The following is a 17,120-nucleotide window of genomic DNA, read 5'->3' as shown; positions in this document are numbered from 1 at the left end:
ACGGCATGCATCTGCTCGGCGCTTCTCCCCTGCGCGTCGCGGTCATCGGTCTCGGCGCGGTCGGCTCGCAGGTACTCTGGCAGCTCAGTCGCCTGCCCGACGTGGACGTGCACGGCTTCGAGTCCTCCTACCCGGGACATCCCGAGGCGGGGTCCGGCGGCGAGTCCCGGTTGTACCGCAACTTCGAAATGGACGATCCCGCCTACGAACCGGTGATCGAACGCGCGGACACCGTGTGGCGCGAACTCGAATCGGCCACGGCCCGACGTCTGCGGTGTCCGACCGGCGTCCTGCTCATCGGTGACGGCGAGAGCCCGCAGTTGCAGCGTGCCGTGCGGTCGGCCCAGCGTTCGAGCAAGCCGTCCCGCATCCTGAGCCCGCAGGAGGTGCGTTCGAGTCACCCACAGCTGTCTGTCGCCGACACCGATGTCGGGCTCTGGGACCCGCAGGGCGCTGTCATCCGCCCGGAACTGACCGTGTCCTCGACGGTCGACCTCGCCGTCGACAACGGAGCCGTGGTCCACGAGTTCACCAGGGTCACGCATGTCGACGAGGACCGAGGCGGGGTCAGGGTCGACACCGCAGAGGGCTCCCGAAGCTTCGACCGCGTGGTGGTCGCGTGCGGCGGGTGGACCACGAAACTTCGGCCCGACCTGCGCGACACGGTCGTCGTTCGCCGTCTGACGTCCGCGTGGTTCCATGCGAAGGACGACGGCCACCTGCGCGGCATGGTGCCGTTCATGCGTACCGCTCCGAGCTATTGCTACGGCATCCCGGCCGGAAACGACAGCACCGTCAAGCTCGGTCTAGGCTTCAACGAGCACCATCCCGTCGCGGACCCGGACACGGTCCCCCGTATCCCTTCGCCCCAAGAGGCGGACCGCTTCGCATGGATCGTCGACGACGTACTACCGGGGCTTCAGCGGCGACCGATCAGGATGAGCACCTACCTCGAGAGTTACACGACGTCGATGCACGACTACATCGGATTCGACCGGACCCTTCCCCAGATCGTCCTGCTCACCGGGTTCTCCGGACACGGATTCAAGGCGAGCCCCGCACTCGGCGAGATCGGGGCACAGCTCGCCACCCGCGGGGAGAGCGACATCGACCTCGGGTTCCTGCGTGATGCGGCTCCCGTGTTCGACATCGTCGATCCCGCCACGGGCGAGGCGACCCACAACCACATCGTGTCCAGCCGACCATCGGACACGTGACCCCACGTCCCCGGAATCATCACAGGCAGCCGTAAGGAGCAGCACCCATGTCGAAGACCAGCCCTATCGCCACATTCGACTGCTATCGCACGCTGATCGACTTCGACCTCAATCGGGCCACCCTGCCCATTGTCCGCGACACGTTGGACGAGGTCGGGATCGACCACTGGACGTTTCTCGACAATCTTCGGGTGATGCGATTCCACGCGGTCGCGCAGGGTCCGTACACGCGGTACCAGGACATCGTCGCCGACACACTGGAATGCTGCATGGTGATGCACGGTGCGCGGTATCGTCCGGAGTTCGCCGAACAACTGCTCGACGAGGCCCGGCGTTTCCCGGTCTTCCCCGAAGTTCCGGATGCCCTGGAAACGCTGAAGGCGTCCGGGGTCCAGTTGGCGATCATCAGCAACTCCGACAACGACTTCATCCGGCACCATGTCCGCACCATCGGTGTCGACTTCGACTACGTCGTGACCGCCGAGGACGCCGGCTGGTACAAGCCCCGGCGTGGGGCCTTCGACCACCTGTTCTCGGTGATCGACCGCGACCCGTCCCTCGTCACACACGTTGCGCAGGGATGGGACTACGACATCATGCCGACCAAGCAGTACGGCATCCGCAGGGTCTGGATCAACCGCTACGGCTTTCCCGGGAGTTCCTCCTACCAGCCGTATTTCGAGATCCCGGATCTGCTCACGCTCCCGGACCTGTTCAACCGGCACGTTCTCGCCGGCGCGGCCTAGGTAGCCGCAGCGAGTCGGCCGGACCGGTCGATACGCAACCCCGTTCCGCACCAACGGGTGGTCAGTGGATGCCCACCCGTTGGTGCGATGTGAGCATGCATCGCCGGCGACATCGGCGCCACCCCGCGCACTGTCGTCCCGGCGCGCCGCGAACGGCTTCGTCGGTCCGCTGCGGCACCGGACCCCGATTCGGTGCTCGGTCGGCGACTGAGCAGCTGCCCGCCGCCGCGGTCAGGCGTTCCCGTCCCGGTGAGCCGGTGGAACGGGAGCCTGCAGGCCGAAGTGGACACCCAGCATGCGGATGACGAAGCACACCCCGACCGCGGCCAACGCCGCCCACACCCCATAGATGTCCGCACGGATCGTCACCACCGTTACCGCGGCCCCGATCAATGCCGGAATGGCGTACAGATCACTCTGCAGCACTGACGGCACTCTCCGGACCAGCGTGTCGCGAATGGTTCCACCGCCCACCGCGGTGACGCCACCCAGCAGGATCGCCGGCGTGACGTCGAGTCCCGCTTCGAGCGCCGTACTCGCTCCGATCACCGCGAACGTGCTCAACCCGACGGCGTCCAGCACGTTGATGGGGGTTTCCAGCCGGTCGAGCCACTGACTCAGTGCGAAAGCCACCAGCCCGCCGCCACCTGCCAGCGCGAGGTACGGCCACTGCTGGAACGCGGTGGGCGGCACGGCACCGATCAGCACGTCACGCATGATCCCGCCGCCCAACGCCGTGATCATGCCCAGGGTGACGACTCCGACGATGTCGAGCCGCGCCGCCCGCACCGCCGTCAACGCGCCGTTGAGCGCGAACGCGAACGTTCCTGTGAAGTCCAGCGCCAACAACAACGGTGGTGCGGTCGACATGCGTGGGGTCCTTCGTCCGGGCGATCACGGACCAGCGGTACAGCCGGCTCACCGTGCACGGTAAGCCATGGGCCGCCGCACCGGCCGCGGCCACGCCCGCTCAGACCCGCAGCCCGAACACCGGACCATCTCGGCACACGAGGGGAGCCTCGGTGGCTCCGTCGCCGTTCCCTACCGCACATCCGTGACAATAGCCGAGCCCACACGCCATGTGCGCCTCGACCGACACCAGTGTCCTCGCGTTCCATCGGGCCCCGAGGTCGGCCGCCAACCGTGTCAAACGTTCTGAGCCACTCGTCAGGATCTGCTGCGGAGGATCGTCGTCGAACCTTCGCACCAGCCGTTCACGTACCGCGTCGACGGCGCTGCTGCCGTTGGCATCGGTCACGTTCAGAACGTCCGCCCCGCAGTCGCGGAGCACGTCCTGACCAAGGACCGACTCCCGGTTCCGGCCACTGAGCACCGCGGTCACCTGCACCGATGTCGGAGCCAAATCCTGGGCCACCGTCGTCATCGCGCAGATGCCCACACCGCGGCCGACGAGCAGTACCCGCTCGACTCCCTCCTCGATCACGAACCCACGCCCCAAGGGCCCGGTGACCGCCAGCAAATCGCCTTCGGTCATCTCCGCCAGGGCCCGCGTCCCGTACCCGACAACGCCATAGACGATGTCGACCACTCCGGCATCGGCGTCACGGGTGTAGATCGCCATCGGCCGTGGCAGCACCGGTGCCGATCGTCCGAGCGGGCCGAGCATGACGAACTGGCCGGCGCGGGCCCGTTCGGAGATCGCCGCGGAACGGAATCGCAGTAGGCGATAGCGGTCGGACAGCTCTCTGTTCACCACCACCGAGACCTGTTCACACCGGGGCCGGGAACGGTCTCCGGCAAGGACGTCCAGTACTCCGGCAGCGGTCATGACAGACCCGCATCCAACCGGATGAGGCTGGTCGTCAGTGCGGTCGTGCCGAGCGCGATGTCCTCGACACTGGTCCACTCGGCCGGGTCATGGCTGATCCCGGCCTTGCTCGGGACGAACATCATCCCGGTCGGTATCACGTTGTTGATCTGTTGCGCGTCGTGACTGGCACCGCTGGTCAGCACACGCGGCTCGACTCCGACAGCGCGGCACGACTCCGCGAGCTCGTCACGAACGGCGTCCGGCAACCGGACCGGCGGCGTGTCCGCAAGCTGCTCGTGTTCGAACCCGACGCCGCGACGGGCACAGACCGCCGCCGCCTGGGTGACGATCTCCTGCGCCGTGTTTCGCTGGTGATCCGCATCCGTGCCGCGGACGTCGACCCACAACGACGCACGACCGGCGATGGTAGTGATCGATCCCGGAGTCACGTCGATCTTGCCGACCGTTGTGCGAGTCCCGATGTTCCCCTCACCCGCAGCCAATGACTCGATGAGCAGGACGACCTCGGCCGCCGCTGCCATCGCATCGGCACGCAGGTGCATCGGGGTCCCACCACTGTGCGTCGCTCGGCCGGTGAGCTGCAGCCGAAGTCGGGTGCTGCCGGAGATCGTATCGACGACGCCAAGGCGCACGTTCTCCGTTTCGAGGACACTTCCTTGTTCGATGTGGAGCTCGACGAACCCGGCCCAGTCCTCACCGGACCACCGGGCCTGTTCCACCGCGGCCGGATCGAAGCCGACTTCGACCATGGCGTCCGCGAGACTCACACCCGCTGCATCGCGCTTCTCCGGGAGGTCGACGGTCCCGGTCAGCCCGGCCACGATCCGGCTACCGGTACATGCCTGACCGAAACGTGCCCCTTCCTCGCCGGCGAACACGACGAAGCGCATCGGATGTCGGTGCGGCACGTCGTGCTCGACCAGTAAGCGTGCTGCTTCCATGGCGGCACACACACCGACGACCCCGTCGAATGCTCCCCCGTGCGGCACACTGTCCAGATGCGACCCGGTACCGATCGCCGGCAGTCCGGAATCGGTACCGGCGCGCTCGGCGAGCGTGTTTCCCGCAGCGTCGATCCACACTGTCAAGCCGAGCGACGACATCCACTCGGCGAACAGGTCGTGGGCCGCGCGTTCGACCGGCGTATAGGCGAGCCGTGTGACGCCGGGTGATGTGTCTCTTTCAGACACTCCTGCGAACGTGTCGATGAGCTCACCCAGCCGAACGTGGTCCGCGGTCAGCGACGTCACGTCACGACCTCCTTCGCTTCCCGAGCCGGGACCAGCGCCGTCGCTGGCACGTCGCCTGCGGCGTCGAGGGATTCCGATGCGATAACCGCTCCCAGTGCGACCACCTCGCCGCCCTGTCCGGTCACGAACCGGCGTAGCGTCGCCAGCCGCCGTCCGGCCCACTGTGTGGCCACCAGAGCCACGCGGGTTCCCGGCGAGAACGGCTCGTCGAAGGTCAGGATGCCCTCGACCTCCGATGCGCGCGTCACGGAAATACCGAGTCGTACCGCGACGACGTGCGCGAGCACGGCGTCATCACAGGTACTCCACACCACCAGCTTCTGCGGTCGCGAGTCGGACAACGACTCGGCGAGCACTCGGCCGAGCGCTTCCACATCGCGTGGTGACCGTGATGCATTGATCGTCGGTCCGTACGTGTCCGCCGCGACTCCCAGCGCGCGCAGCGCGGTAGCCGGGCCGGTCGGGTTCGACATAGTTCTCGCTTTCCCACTTCGAAGGACGATCCGTTGGAGTTCACGCCACGGCATGGTCGAGCTGTTGACCACGCCGGTCGGGAATCAGCAGCATGGCGAGCATGTCGACGATGTAGATCAGCGCGAGGAATCCCAACGCCGCCGCGAACCCCTGCCAACCCGCGACGAGGGCGACGACGAGTGGGGCGAACCCGCCGACACCACGTCCGATACCGAAAAGGACGTTCTGCGCCGTGGCGCGGGCCGCGGTCGGATAGTTCTCCGCGATGACCGCGCCGTACCCGCCGAGCATGCCGTTGGCGAAGACACCCATGACCGCCCCGCCGATGAGTACGGCCAGCGGTGACGTCAGTTGGCTGTAAACGAAGAGCGACACGAATGCGCCGGCCTGGAAGATCCAGAAGGCGTACCGTCGACCGATACGGTCCGCGAGGTGCCCGAAGATCATGATTCCGGCGATCATGCCGAGCACGGTCACCGCGGTCCAGAGACCGGAGTTGGTCATGCTCAGCCCGAGCTGGCCGGACAGGTACGTCGGCAGCCACGTGAGGATGCCGTAGTAGCCGAAGTTCTGGATCGAGCAGATGATGACGATGCCGATGCTCGTGCGCGTCGTCTTCGCGTCGGCCACCAACAGGCGATACGGGTTCTTCTGCTTCTCCCCGGCCTCGACCTTGGCACGCTGTTTGACGAACGCATCGGGCTCGGCCAGGCGCAGCCGCAGCACGATCGCGACCACCGCGGGGAAGATTCCGATGATGAACAGGCCCTGCCATCCCCACAACGAGATCACGGGTGCCGACAGGAACGCGGCCAGCAGCACCCCGAGCTGGAAGCCGACACCGACCCAGGATGTCGCCCGTGCCCGCTTTATCGCAGGGAATGCCTCTGCCGCCAGAGCCATGCCTATACCGAACTCACCACCGATGCCCATTCCCGCGATGAAGCGGAAGATCGCCAACTCGGTGAATCCCTGTGACAGCGCCGTGAGTCCGGTGAAGATCGCGAACAAGAGGATCGAGTACGTCAGGATGCGCACGCGTCCGAATCTGTCGGCGAGGGCGCCGAAGAACATCGCGCCGGTCACGGTACCGATCAAGGTGATGGTGGCCAGCAGTCCACCCTCGGTGTCCGACAGGCCGAGGCTCATCGTGATCGCGGGCAGCGCGAAACCCAGAATCTGGAGGTCGTAGCCATCCATCGCATACCCGATGGTTGCGCCGAACACCGCTTTGCGTCCGTATGGCGTGACCTCCGTCGGTTCACCATCGGCTGTCGTGTCCGGGTTGTCACCCACGGTGCGCCCGCCGGCGACGCCGGCATCGTCGTTGCTCATTGCCAATCCTCCGATCGGATGGTGAGTGTGCCGATGAGATCGGCGATCCGCTCCGCACCGAGCCGCTCCGTGAGCGCGGGAAGTTCGCCGATGATCCGGGGCATGACGTCCGGCTGAGCGAACGTCGCGGTGCCGACCTGAACTGCCGTCGCCCCTGCGATGAGGAATTCCGCCACGTCGTCGGCGGATCCGATGCCGCCGCAACCGACGACCGGGATGTCGACGGCCTGCGCCGCGGTCCAGACGAGCCGCAACGCGAGAGGTTTGACCGACGGCCCGGAGAGCCCACCGGTCCCGTTGCCCAATTCGGACGCGCGACTGTTCGCGTTCACGGCCATGGCGGGAAAGCTGTTGCACACCGTGACGGCTGTCGCACCGGCGTCCTGCGCCGCCCGGGCGGCAGCGGCCATGCCGTGGAGTTGCGGACTGAGCTTCACCAGGACCGGCTTGGTACTGCGGGCCACAACTCCGGACACCACATGGGTCATCGCATCCAGATCCGTGTCCAGCGTCGCGCCCCCGTGCTCGAGGTTCGGGCACGACACGTTCACCTCGACAGCAGCGTGCTCACACGCCCCGAGCTCGTCCACGACCTGCCAATACTCTTGCGCGGACAGTCCACCGATGCTGATCACGACGGGAGCGCCGAGGCCCGCGTACCCACCGAGTCCCGAGTCGCGGAACACCGTCGTTCCACGACTCGGGATACCGACACTGTTCAGCATGCCGCCGGGCACCTCGGTGATCCGGTGCGTCCGATTGCCAGGTCGGCTCTGGGCGAACACCGTCTTGGTGACCACCGCCCCGAGCGTGTCGACCGGCGTCAGTTCCGCGAGTTCCGGGCCGAAACAGCCGGATGCAGGCATCACGGGATTGGCCAGTTCCAGGTCGCCGAGTTCCACTGCGAGTTCGCTCCGGCAGCTGGCGCCTACAGGCGCTCCAGCACCGTTCGCTTCGGCCATCCTCATTGACAGCAAAGTGGAAACCTCTTTTCACTCCGAAGAAGGTGAGCTTCTCCCGCACCTACGGCGGTGTCAAGACCCGCCACAAGGCCGTAACGCGTCGGCTACGTGACCGACTGTGTCCGCAACGGATCGAGCACCTCGGCGCAATCGGCGGTCTCGTGAAGTGCCATGAACCGTTCCCACAACGGTTCACCGACCGTGCCGACCAAGCCGGTGAACTTCCGCCGCAGCTCTTCTCCCGACAACGGATCGTGGTGATGCCCGCGCGGGTCGTCGACCGCGGCGGACAAGGTCTTATCGCGAGTACGCACGATCACCTCGGCCGGCGCGTGGTCCGGCCATCGCCGCTCGAACTCCGGAGCGACCGTGACCTCGACCGTGCCGGCGAGCCGAGCGATCTCGGGCTCGTAATCGAACGTCCCGACCGTCGATGTGCGACGAGCCAACGCGGCCGCCACTGCATAGGGAAGCGAGAATCGGGCTGACAGATCGTTCGGGGCCGGCTGACGGTCGAGTTTGATGTTGTTGGCGACCGTCCGGACTTCGACGCCCTCGATGTCCGCCACGCGCATCGGCGGCAATGACAGCACCGCGTCCACGGCTCCGTGCGTCAGGGCACAGGCGCTGTGCCGCTTGAAGTAGTTCCGCATGATCCTCGGCCGCACCGGATCGCGGGGTTCGGCCAGCGCATCGACGTCGACCGCTCGCCCTGTCACTTCGCCGAAGAGCGCCGGCACGGATTCCAGCGTGCCGGTGAATCCCGCCCGGAGCAGGCGAATCGACCGCACCGCCGACTGCGCTGCCAACCCCATCGCGGTGTTGCGGGCTGTCGCTCCGGCGTAGCACGCGTCCCATACCGGAATCACCGGAGTCGTCGCCGCGATGGCCGCAGCCCCGACTGGATCCTCGCCGAGCAGCAGAGCCGTGCTCACGGCCGCCCCGACGCCGCCGAGATGGCCGTGCGGATGCGTCGGCGGTGATAATCGGAACGCGGTGAGAAGCCGCGCGCTGACCTCGTACCCGGCGACAACGGCCGCCAACAGCTCGGCGCCGGAACGATGTGCCGCCTCGGCGACGGCGAAGGCTGCCGGAACGATGTGCATCCCGGGATGACCGGTCGGCCGAGTTCCCTCATCCAGTTCGAGAAAGCTACCTGCTGTGGCGTTCAGGAACGCCGCATCCTCCGGGGATGCGAAGCGGGGCTTTTCGGCCAGGACCGTGGCCGCGCCGGAGGCCGGTGCCGAGCCGAATCCGTCACCGACCTCGCGTAGCCTCGCCATCTCGGCGGTGCCCGCGCCGGCGATGGCGACACCGACGGTATCGGCGACGACATGCGTGGCGTGGCGCCGCACGTCGTCCTCGAGTGGTTCGCCTGCAAGTGCGCAGGCCTGGGTGACAGCTTCCCGCATCCCAGCCGTAAGGCTGTGCGGCGAACTCACGCGTCCGCCCGCTGTGCAGCCGCGGAGTGGTCGGCGCGGATGAACCGTCCCTGTCGTTCACCGACGACCTCGCCGTCGCGCACGACAACCTCGCCGCGCAGCACCGTGGCCACTGGCCCGCCGCGCAGTTCGAACCCGTTCCACGGACTGACCGGCTGTTTGGCGACTAGTTCCTCGTTCCGTACCGTCCTGCGCGATTCCGGGTCGACGATAACCAGGTCCGCGTCACTTCCCGGCCGGATGACTCCCTTGCGCGGGTACAGGCCGTAGAACTTGGCGGTATCCGTAGCGGCCACCTCGGCGAGTCGCTCCGGCGTCGTCCTGCCACGTGACAACGCATCCAGCAGCACCGGGCCGAAGGTCTCGCAGCCGACCGCGCCCGCAGGCTGGGTCTCGAATCCCCGCGCCTTCTCCTCCACCGTGTGCGGCGCGTGGTCTGACCCGAGCGACGAGATCAGCCCATCGTTCAGGCCGGACCACAACGCGTCCTGATCCTGCTGCGCACGAACCGGCGGATACACCTTCATCACCGGCCCGACTCGCGGGTAGTCCGCGTCGGTCAGCGTCAGGTACTGCGGGCACGTCTCGGCACTGACCGAGATCCCGTTGCGCCGTGCCGACCGCACGGCGTCGAGACCCCTCTCCGAGGCCAGATGCACCACATGGAACCGGCATCCGGTTTCCTTGGCGAACTGAGCCGCGATCGAGATCGTCGTTGCCTCCGCCACCGCCGGACGCGCCGCGAGCAAGTCCTCGTAGGTCTCGATGGGATGACCGAGTGCCTCCTGACTCGAAGCCAGGACATCCTTGTCCTCGCAGTGCGCCGCAAGGAGACCGCCGTGCTTGGCCACCTCGGCGAACAACTGCAGCACCTGACCGTTCGGCGGCGGCATCAGCAGGTTCTCCGGCTTCTCGTCGCCGATGTTGTACACGAGCGAGCGGGTTTCACGGTGCAGTGCATAGCCCCAGAACAACTTCACCGCAACGGCGCCCGCATCGAACATCGGGCCGATCTGGTCGATGTTGGCATCCCCGAGCGCGAGACCCCAGAGGCCGAAATCCGTCCACGCCGACCGTTCGTGCTGACGGCGACGCTCCTCGAACACCTCGACCGAGTCCACCGGTGGTATCGCATTGGGCATTTCCAGGACCGTCGTCACGCCACCGACGAGGGCGCCACGCGTGGAGTGGTCGAAGTCCTCCTTGTGGCTCATCCCGGGGTCGCGGGAGTGCACGTGAGGGTCGATGAACCCGGGGAACACCAGCATGCCCTCGGCGTCGTATCGCTGGTCGGCTTCGACATCCGCTCCCCGGTCGAGGATCGCCGAGATGACCCCGTCCGTACACAATAGATCGCTGTCGAGCATGCCCGCCGGTGTGACCAGTCGACCGTTGGCGATGTGCAACCTCATGCGTTTCTCCTCTGACCTTGTTCCGAATCGTGCTGGTGCACGACTGCGCCCTCCCCTGCATCCGGCTCGCCTCCCAGGTAAACGACCGAACCGAGTTCCGCTTCGGCCGCTGCGCCGACCACTCGCATCGCGCACACCAGGTCCTGGACAGCGAGCCCGTGCGACTCGAACACCGTGATGTCGTCCTCGTTCTCCCGCCCGCGCGTCGCACCGACCACTATGTCGGCGAATTCGACGGCCATCCGCGGATCCAGACCGTTCGCCAGTAGGTCACCGCACTCGAGCCGGGCAACCGCAGCCGAATCCACAGCCACGCAGTTCGCGCGCCGAAGAGTCGTGCTGTCGAGCTCGCGGCGTTGGGCGTGATTACTGCCGACCGCGTTGACGTGCGTACCGGGTCGCAGCAGCGCACCGTCGAAGAGCGGCTCGGTCGCGCCTGTCGCGGTGATCACGACGTCGGCGCGTGGAACTGCACGTTCCGGCCTGTCCCCGGATTCGATGTGCAGCCAGGGATACGCCTCACGGAGCCCGGCGGCTACGGCTGCCGCTCGGTCCACGTTCCGCCCGACGACGAGTACTGTCCGCACACGCGGCATGACCTCCACGAGAGCCGCGATCTGTGCTGGTGCCTGAAAGCCCGTTCCCAGCAGACACACCGTCGAACTGTCGGTCCGGGCCATTGCCTGGGTAGCGAGTGCCGAGGCCGCGGACGTCCGTCGACGGCCGAGCAGGTCGGCCTGGAGCACACCTCGAACCGCTCCTGTTTCGACGGAGTAGAGCACCAGGGTGATGACGCTTCCGCGGTTGGTGCCGGATCGCACCACCGGATACGACTTCACCGCGATCGCGTCGAGCTTGGGCACGATCGCCGACATGACGTTGAGCGTCACCGTCCCCGCGCCTGTCCGCCGCCGTGGTTCGTCCTGTGCCTCGCCCGCTGCGAGTAGCTCGAAGGCCGTGCGCACATCGGTGAGCGCAGCAGCAGGCGGCAGCAGCTGATCGACATGGCGATCGTTCAGAATCCGCGGCATAGATCCCTTTCCGACGGCGCTGACGTCGTGTAGCACCATGAGAAGGACAGTGGAAAGTGCTTTCCACTTCAGGTAGGCTGAAGCCTGGAGGATCGTCAACGGCGTTGTCAACCCGGACCGGGCAGGTCCCATAGGATCGCCGCAGGCGCCGACGAACGGCGGCAGCAGTGGAAAGACCGCGCACCGAACACGATCACCATGGGAGGAGAGCCAGCCGATGAGCGCCACACGACCCCTCGAGGTCATCGTCCGCAGCGTGGAAGTACTCAATGCGGTCGGCGCCGCACGTTCCGGCCTGACCTTGCAGGAACTGCACGACGATCTCGACATTCCACTCGGCAGTCTTCACCGCATCCTCACCACGCTCAGCCAGGCTGACTACCTGCGTCGCTCCCCTGTGACGAAGCGGTACTTCATCGGACGCGCCGCGCGGGCGCTGTCCGGCGGTTCCGGATCGCACAGTGCGCGGCTGGTGAAGCCACCCGCGGCACTCCTCGACGCAGCAGGCGAGACCGGGGAGACCGTGTTCCTGACGGAGTTCATCGGCGACGCGCCCGTATGTGTGTCTATTGTGGAGGCCGATCACGCGTTGCGGCTGTTCGTCCGGATCGGCCAGCAGATGCCGTTGCATGCCGCCGCTTCGAGCCGCGCCATCCTGGCCTACCAGGACGAGGACGTCGTCCGAACCTTGCTGGAAGGCTCACCGCTGATCGAGTACACGTCCGGCACTCCGCACAGCGTCGACGACGTGATGCACGTACTGAAGGAGGTCCGTGACAACGGCTACGCGGTCTGCCACAACGAACTCGATCCGGATGCTTGGGCCGTGTCGGTACCGATTCGCGACGGCGACGACCGTGTACTTTCCAGTGTCACCGTCACCGCGCCAGGCTCACGTGCCGCCGACTCCGACACCCGGGCACGACTGACCGCCGCCGCGCAACGCGCTGCCGATCGACTGTCCGCGGAACTCGGCAACCCGGAAGTGCACACCTGATGGCCGTACCGCGTTCGATCGCGTTGATCGCCACGGGCGGCACCGTCTCGGTTGCTCCGCCATCGGCCGACTGCCAAACTCACCGCGGCGTCGGTGAGCTGGTTCCACGACCGGGCGATCTGCCGGACGGGATCGAGGTAGTCCCCCGGGATGCACTGGGCATGTCCTCACGCCGGATGACACCCGACGACCTGTGGACGCTCGCGAGCACGGTCACGGAGGCGATCGCGGCGGGCAGCAACGGTGTCGTCGTCACCCATGGCACGGACACACTCGAAGAGACCGCTTACGCGCTCGGCCTTCTCGTCGAAACACGAGTCCCGGTGGTCATTACCGGCGCCATGCGTTCGCCCCATCATTCCGGCCCCGACGGACCCGCCAACATCCGCGCCGCCCTCGTCGCCGCCGCTGTCCCTGATCTCGCACCGTACGGGCCCACCGTCGTGTTCCAGGACGAGGTGCACGTCGCGCGGCTCGTGACCAAGATGCACAGCACTCGGATCGCGGCGTTCAGTTCCCCTGCGGCGGGCCCGGTCGGATTCGTCGCCGAAGACCGACTCGAACTGCTTCTCGGTCCCCCACCCGGCACTGATCTTCTTCCCGGCCGCGCTGCGCCGTCCGTGCGCGTCGGCCTCCTTCCCACCGCAACGGGTATCGATGGGTCGGCCGCGGAAGCGCTTACACCCGATGTGGACGGTCTCGTCGTAGCCGCGCTCGGTGCGGGGCACGTTTCGCCGTCGTTGGGCGCGGCGCTGGTCGCCTGTGCCGAGGCCGGCAAGCCCGTCGTCGTGACCAGCCGTTGTCCCGACGGTGCGCTTCTCGCCGACACCTACGCCGGTGCCGGTTCGGAACGGGAGCTACGACGTGCGGGACTGCACTTCGCCGGCACGCTTTCCCCGCCGAAAGCCCGGCTACGCCTGTTGTTCGGGATGTCAGCCGGCACGCCGGCGGCCGAGCTCTTCCCCGCTCCTCCCCCGGCACCGAAACGCTGATGCCGGACGGCCACTCGACCCAAGGAGTTCCGCCATGCCCGCTGCCCGCACTGACGTCATCGTGGTCGGAGGCGGCAACGCCGGCTTCTCGGCCGCGCACGCCGCGACCGAACGTGGACGTCGCGTGGTAATTCTCGAGCGGGGACGACTCGACGACGCGGGCGGAAACTCGTTCTTCACGGCGGGCGCCACCCGGATCGCACACGGTGGCCTCGACGATCTGCTCGACATCCTCGAGCCCGATGACCGCCACGCTCGAACGGTCGTCCCGCCGTACGACGCAGCGGAGTACCGGGCGGACCTCGACCGGGTCACGGCAGGCCGTACCGACCCTGTCATGGCGGACACATTGGTTACCGAAGCCGCCTCCGGCGTGCGCTGGCTGCACGGTTTGGGCCTGCGCTACCGACTCATGTACGAGCGACAGGCTTACACGCGACCCGACGGCACGTACCTGTTCTGGGGCGGACTGCACGTCGGCAACGTCGACGGCGGCGAAGGGCTCATGTCGGACCACACTGCCGTGGCGGGCCGCCTCGGCGAAGAGGTCCGCTACGGCGCGACGGTCACCCGGCTCCTGACCGACGGCGACCGGGTCATCGGCGTGGCTTATGCCGACGACGAGGGCGAGCACGAGCTGCACGGCGACAGTGTCGTGATCGCATCCGGCGGCTTCGAGGCGAACGCCGAGATGAGGGAGCGCCACCTCGGGTCGGGCTGGGCGAACGCGAAGGTCCGTGGCACCCGGCACAACGACGGCGTCATGATCCTGGCCGCACTCCGGTTGGGAGCGGCACGCGGCGGAGACTGGTCCACCGCGCACAGCGTCCAATGGGATGCGTTCACCAGATGCAACGAGTCCAACCGAGCGCTGACCAACCGGCTCACCAGGCAGAGCTATCCGTTGGGGATCATCGTCAACCGGAACGCGGAACGCTTCCTCGACGAGGGAGCCGACTTCCGTAACTACACCTACGCCAAATACGGCGCCGAGATCCTGGCCCAACCGGACAGCGTTGCGTACCAGGTCTTCGACGCGAGTCTTCGCCCCAGCCTGCGGGTCGAAGAGTACGAGATGCCCGGCATCAGCGAAGTGACCGCGGACTCCGTGCCCGAGCTGGGCCGCCGGCTGGGGCTCGACCCGGAATGCTTCACCGACACCGTCACGACCTTCAACGACTCCATCGACCGCAGCCGGACGTTCGACCCGACGATCAAAGACGGTCGCCGAGCCGATGTCGACCCGCCGAAATCGAACTGGGCAGCGCCGATCGAGACGCCTCCGTTCTATGCCTACCCCGTGACCTGCGGTATCACGTTCACTTTCGGTGGGTTGAAAGGCGATATCGATGGACGAGTACTACGCGAGAACGGAACTCCCATCGAGGGGCTACTCGTGTGTGGCGAGGCTCGCGGCGGCCTGTTCAGCGGGAACTACCCGGGCGGCTCCGGCCTGGCTGCCGGCATCGTCTTCGGCCGCCGAGCGGGATCCGTCGCCTGATTCGAGGCCGTGGAGCCGCGCCCGCCGGACGGAATACCGGGTGTGCCCCTCCACCGGGAACCTGCACGGGGACCCTGGCTCCGCCCACCACCTCAGGCAGGCTGCGGCCGAGAACGGACCGGCGCGAACACCGTGTCTCGACGAGTCTCCTCAGCGGCGCAACGTCGCCGACGGGCTGACGCCGAACTCCCGCCGGTAGGCCGCCGCGAACCGGCCCAGATGCATGAAACCCCACCGGGTGGCCCCATCCGCAACGGTCTCCACCCGGTCGTGCAGCAGGTCCTCGTGCACTCGTCGTAGCCGGATCCGGCGCAGCGCCTCCGTCGGCGTTTCACCCCGATAGCGTTGGAAGCTCTGCTGCACCCGGCGGATGCCCACCCCGGCGCACCGCGCGATGTCGGCCGAACCCCACGCCCGCGCCGGATCCGCCTCCATCGCGTCGACCACCCGCGCGACGATCCGCGGGCAGACGTCCCCGGTCTCCGGTTCGGCCGGGAAACAGGCGGTGACGAACGCCGCCGTGAGCGTGGCGCCCAACCGCTCCCGCACCGCGCGGCGCGCCAGCAGGTCCGGCGAACGGAGGCTCTGCGCTCCGATCGAGGTGAGCAGCGCCAGCCACGCTTGCGCCGCTTCGGTGCGCAGGTCCAGCTGAGCGGGCATGTCCTGGGCGGTGAGCCCGACGAGCGCGACGAGTTCGTCGGCGAGATACTCCGCGTCGACCCGCATTCCGAGGATGGAACAGTCGGCCGACCAGCGGCTCATCAACGTTTGCGTGTCGGGAGGGCACACGGTCGCCTGCCCTTCCAGCGACAACACGGAACGTCCGCTGACCCGGGCATCGAGCAGTCCACTGCGCGGCACGTTCACCGCCCAGCCGCCGGGATGGTCCGAGCGCACGCTCACCTCGGCGCCCCATCCGATCCGGGTCAGCCGCACGGGCCCCAGATCGACCTTGCGCAGCTCCGCGGGCCCGACACCGTCGCGGAGCACGGTGAGTTCGTGGGGGAAGTAGGCATCGGCCACAGCCGCGGAGAAGTCCCGCAGCTCCTCCGCGGACGTCGCGACGCGAGCAGTGGGCATGGACACCTCCCGGTAATGCACGTGATCCACGACACGATACATCGCACTTCGGGAAGCGGACAGCGGCTGCGCTGAGCGGATCGCCGCAGCGCACGGACGCGCCTACGGTCAGCGGCACCCGTCAGACGAGGGCGAGACACGCCCCACCCACCGCTGGAGGAACCATGGATCCGAAGACGCTGCGAACGGCGTTCGGCCGGTTCGCCACCGGCGTCACCGTGATCACCTGCCGGTCGAACGACGGCGAACCGCACGGGGCGACGGTGACGGCGTTCATGCCGGTCTCGCTCGACCCGCCGCTCATCACCGTCGCCCTGACCCGCACATCACGAGCCTGCAGCTACCTCGACGGCGCCCCGTTCGCGGTCAACGTGCTCGCCGCCGACCAGGTCGACGTCGCGATGAACTTCGCGGGTCGGCCGTCGGCCGACCCGATCCGGTGGGCGCCCGGCCCCACGGCACCGGTGCTGGCCGGCACGGCCGCCACCCTCTCCTGCACACCGCAACGCACCGACGACGGCGGCGACCACCTCCTGTTCCTCGGTGAGGTCGCCGCCGTGGAGACCACCGCGCGTCCCCCGCTGCTGTTCTCCGACAGCACGTTCGCCGAGGTCGGGGCGCCTGCATCCGAATCCGTCTGGACGGGTTCGTTCGACGACCCGCACTCCGGCTGGTTCGACGCCGCCTGTGACTTCACCCCGATTTCCGCCCGTCCGGCCTCGACCGTCGCCGGAACCACACCGCACGGGCGCCCGTAGTCGGCCCCGTCCCTTCTCAAAGGAGAGAACCATGACCGACACCGCGATCCCGCAGCAGTCCCTCGCCACCGATCCGCCCACGGTCAACCCGGCCGCGGACTCGGAGGCCAACACCCGCGCCAACTTCGCCG

At 67.5% G+C, this 17,120-nt stretch carries 16 protein-coding genes; 6 read left to right on the top strand and 10 right to left on the bottom strand.

What is annotated here, in order from left to right:
• Positions 1-5: 5 nt before the first annotated feature.
• Positions 6-1,217, top strand: coding sequence for an FAD-dependent oxidoreductase (locus LY40_RS19110; protein ID WP_258937700.1), 1,212 nt, complete (start codon positions 6-8; stop codon positions 1,215-1,217).
• Between the two features lie 47 nt (positions 1,218-1,264).
• A complete protein-coding gene (locus LY40_RS19105) occupies positions 1,265-1,963 on the top strand; it encodes an HAD-IA family hydrolase (protein ID WP_258937699.1) in 699 nt (232 codons plus the stop codon).
• Positions 1,964-2,194: 231 nt separating this feature from the next.
• On the opposite strand, the gene LY40_RS19100 is transcribed toward LY40_RS19105, so the two are convergent.
• From LY40_RS19100 to LY40_RS19060, 9 genes are all read right to left on the bottom strand, one after another.
• The gene (locus tag LY40_RS19100) at positions 2,195-2,833 is read right to left on the bottom strand and encodes a trimeric intracellular cation channel family protein (RefSeq protein ID WP_258937698.1); all 639 of its coding nucleotides are present in this window, start codon (positions 2,831-2,833) and stop codon (positions 2,195-2,197) included.
• 100 nt (positions 2,834-2,933) lie between these two features.
• A complete protein-coding gene (locus LY40_RS19095; protein ID WP_258937697.1) occupies positions 2,934-3,752 on the bottom strand; it encodes an iron-sulfur cluster-binding protein in 819 nt (272 codons plus the stop codon).
• Positions 3,749-5,005, bottom strand: coding sequence for a Zn-dependent hydrolase (locus LY40_RS19090; protein WP_258937696.1), 1,257 nt, complete (start codon positions 5,003-5,005; stop codon positions 3,749-3,751). Before LY40_RS19090 ends, LY40_RS19095 begins: the two co-directional genes overlap by 4 nt.
• Complete coding sequence (locus LY40_RS19085; protein WP_258937695.1) at positions 5,002-5,478, bottom strand: hypothetical protein; 477 nt, start codon at positions 5,476-5,478, stop codon at positions 5,002-5,004. The genes LY40_RS19090 and LY40_RS19085 overlap by 4 nt, the downstream gene beginning before the upstream one ends.
• A gap of 40 nt (positions 5,479-5,518) precedes the next feature.
• Entirely contained in the window at positions 5,519-6,814 is a 1,296-nt protein-coding gene (locus LY40_RS19080) for an MFS transporter (RefSeq protein WP_258937694.1), read from the bottom strand.
• Complete coding sequence (locus tag LY40_RS19075; protein ID WP_258937693.1) at positions 6,811-7,716, bottom strand: dihydroorotate dehydrogenase; 906 nt, start codon at positions 7,714-7,716, stop codon at positions 6,811-6,813. The genes LY40_RS19080 and LY40_RS19075 overlap by 4 nt, the downstream gene beginning before the upstream one ends.
• Positions 7,717-7,880: 164 nt before the next feature.
• Positions 7,881-9,188 carry an MmgE/PrpD family protein gene (locus tag LY40_RS19070; RefSeq protein WP_258937692.1) on the bottom strand — a complete coding sequence of 436 codons (1,308 nt, stop codon included), beginning with the start codon at positions 9,186-9,188 and terminating at the stop codon, positions 7,881-7,883.
• Positions 9,189-9,214: 26 nt separating this feature from the next.
• The gene (locus LY40_RS19065; protein WP_258937691.1) at positions 9,215-10,630 is read right to left on the bottom strand and encodes a dihydroorotase; all 1,416 of its coding nucleotides are present in this window, start codon (positions 10,628-10,630) and stop codon (positions 9,215-9,217) included.
• The gene (locus LY40_RS19060; protein ID WP_258937690.1) at positions 10,627-11,700 is read right to left on the bottom strand and encodes an ornithine cyclodeaminase family protein; all 1,074 of its coding nucleotides are present in this window, start codon (positions 11,698-11,700) and stop codon (positions 10,627-10,629) included. Before LY40_RS19060 ends, LY40_RS19065 begins: the two co-directional genes overlap by 4 nt.
• A gap of 178 nt (positions 11,701-11,878) precedes the next feature.
• On the opposite strand from LY40_RS19060, the gene LY40_RS19055 reads away from it, so the two are divergent.
• The 3 genes from LY40_RS19055 to tcuA are packed head-to-tail and all read left to right on the top strand — an operon-like array spanning position 11,879 to position 15,151.
• Complete coding sequence (locus tag LY40_RS19055) at positions 11,879-12,658, top strand: IclR family transcriptional regulator (protein ID WP_258937689.1); 780 nt, start codon at positions 11,879-11,881, stop codon at positions 12,656-12,658.
• Positions 12,658-13,650: an asparaginase gene (locus tag LY40_RS19050; RefSeq protein WP_258937688.1), complete on the top strand. Its 993-nt coding sequence runs from the start codon at positions 12,658-12,660 to the stop codon at positions 13,648-13,650. The genes LY40_RS19055 and LY40_RS19050 overlap by 1 nt, the downstream gene beginning before the upstream one ends.
• A 34-nt stretch (positions 13,651-13,684) precedes the next feature.
• The gene (gene tcuA / locus LY40_RS19045) at positions 13,685-15,151 is read left to right on the top strand and encodes an FAD-dependent tricarballylate dehydrogenase TcuA (protein ID WP_258937687.1); all 1,467 of its coding nucleotides are present in this window, start codon (positions 13,685-13,687) and stop codon (positions 15,149-15,151) included.
• A gap of 150 nt (positions 15,152-15,301) precedes the next feature.
• Here the strand turns inward: tcuA and LY40_RS19040 are convergent, their stop codons facing one another.
• On the bottom strand, positions 15,302-16,231 hold the full coding sequence (locus tag LY40_RS19040; RefSeq protein ID WP_258937686.1) for an AraC family transcriptional regulator: 930 nt from the start codon (positions 16,229-16,231) through the stop codon (positions 15,302-15,304).
• 164 nt (positions 16,232-16,395) lie between these two features.
• Between LY40_RS19040 and LY40_RS19035 the strand changes: the two genes are divergently transcribed.
• Positions 16,396-16,989, top strand: coding sequence for a flavin reductase family protein (locus tag LY40_RS19035; protein WP_258937685.1), 594 nt, complete (start codon positions 16,396-16,398; stop codon positions 16,987-16,989).
• The last annotated feature ends 131 nt before the right edge of the window (positions 16,990-17,120 follow it).

This window comes from Prauserella salsuginis, assembly GCF_024648885.1.
GTDB classification, from domain to species: Bacteria; Actinomycetota; Actinomycetes; order Mycobacteriales; family Pseudonocardiaceae; genus Prauserella; species Prauserella salsuginis.
The sequence above is the reverse complement of the archived record's forward strand: the minus strand, read 5'-3'. Positions and strand labels throughout refer to the sequence as shown.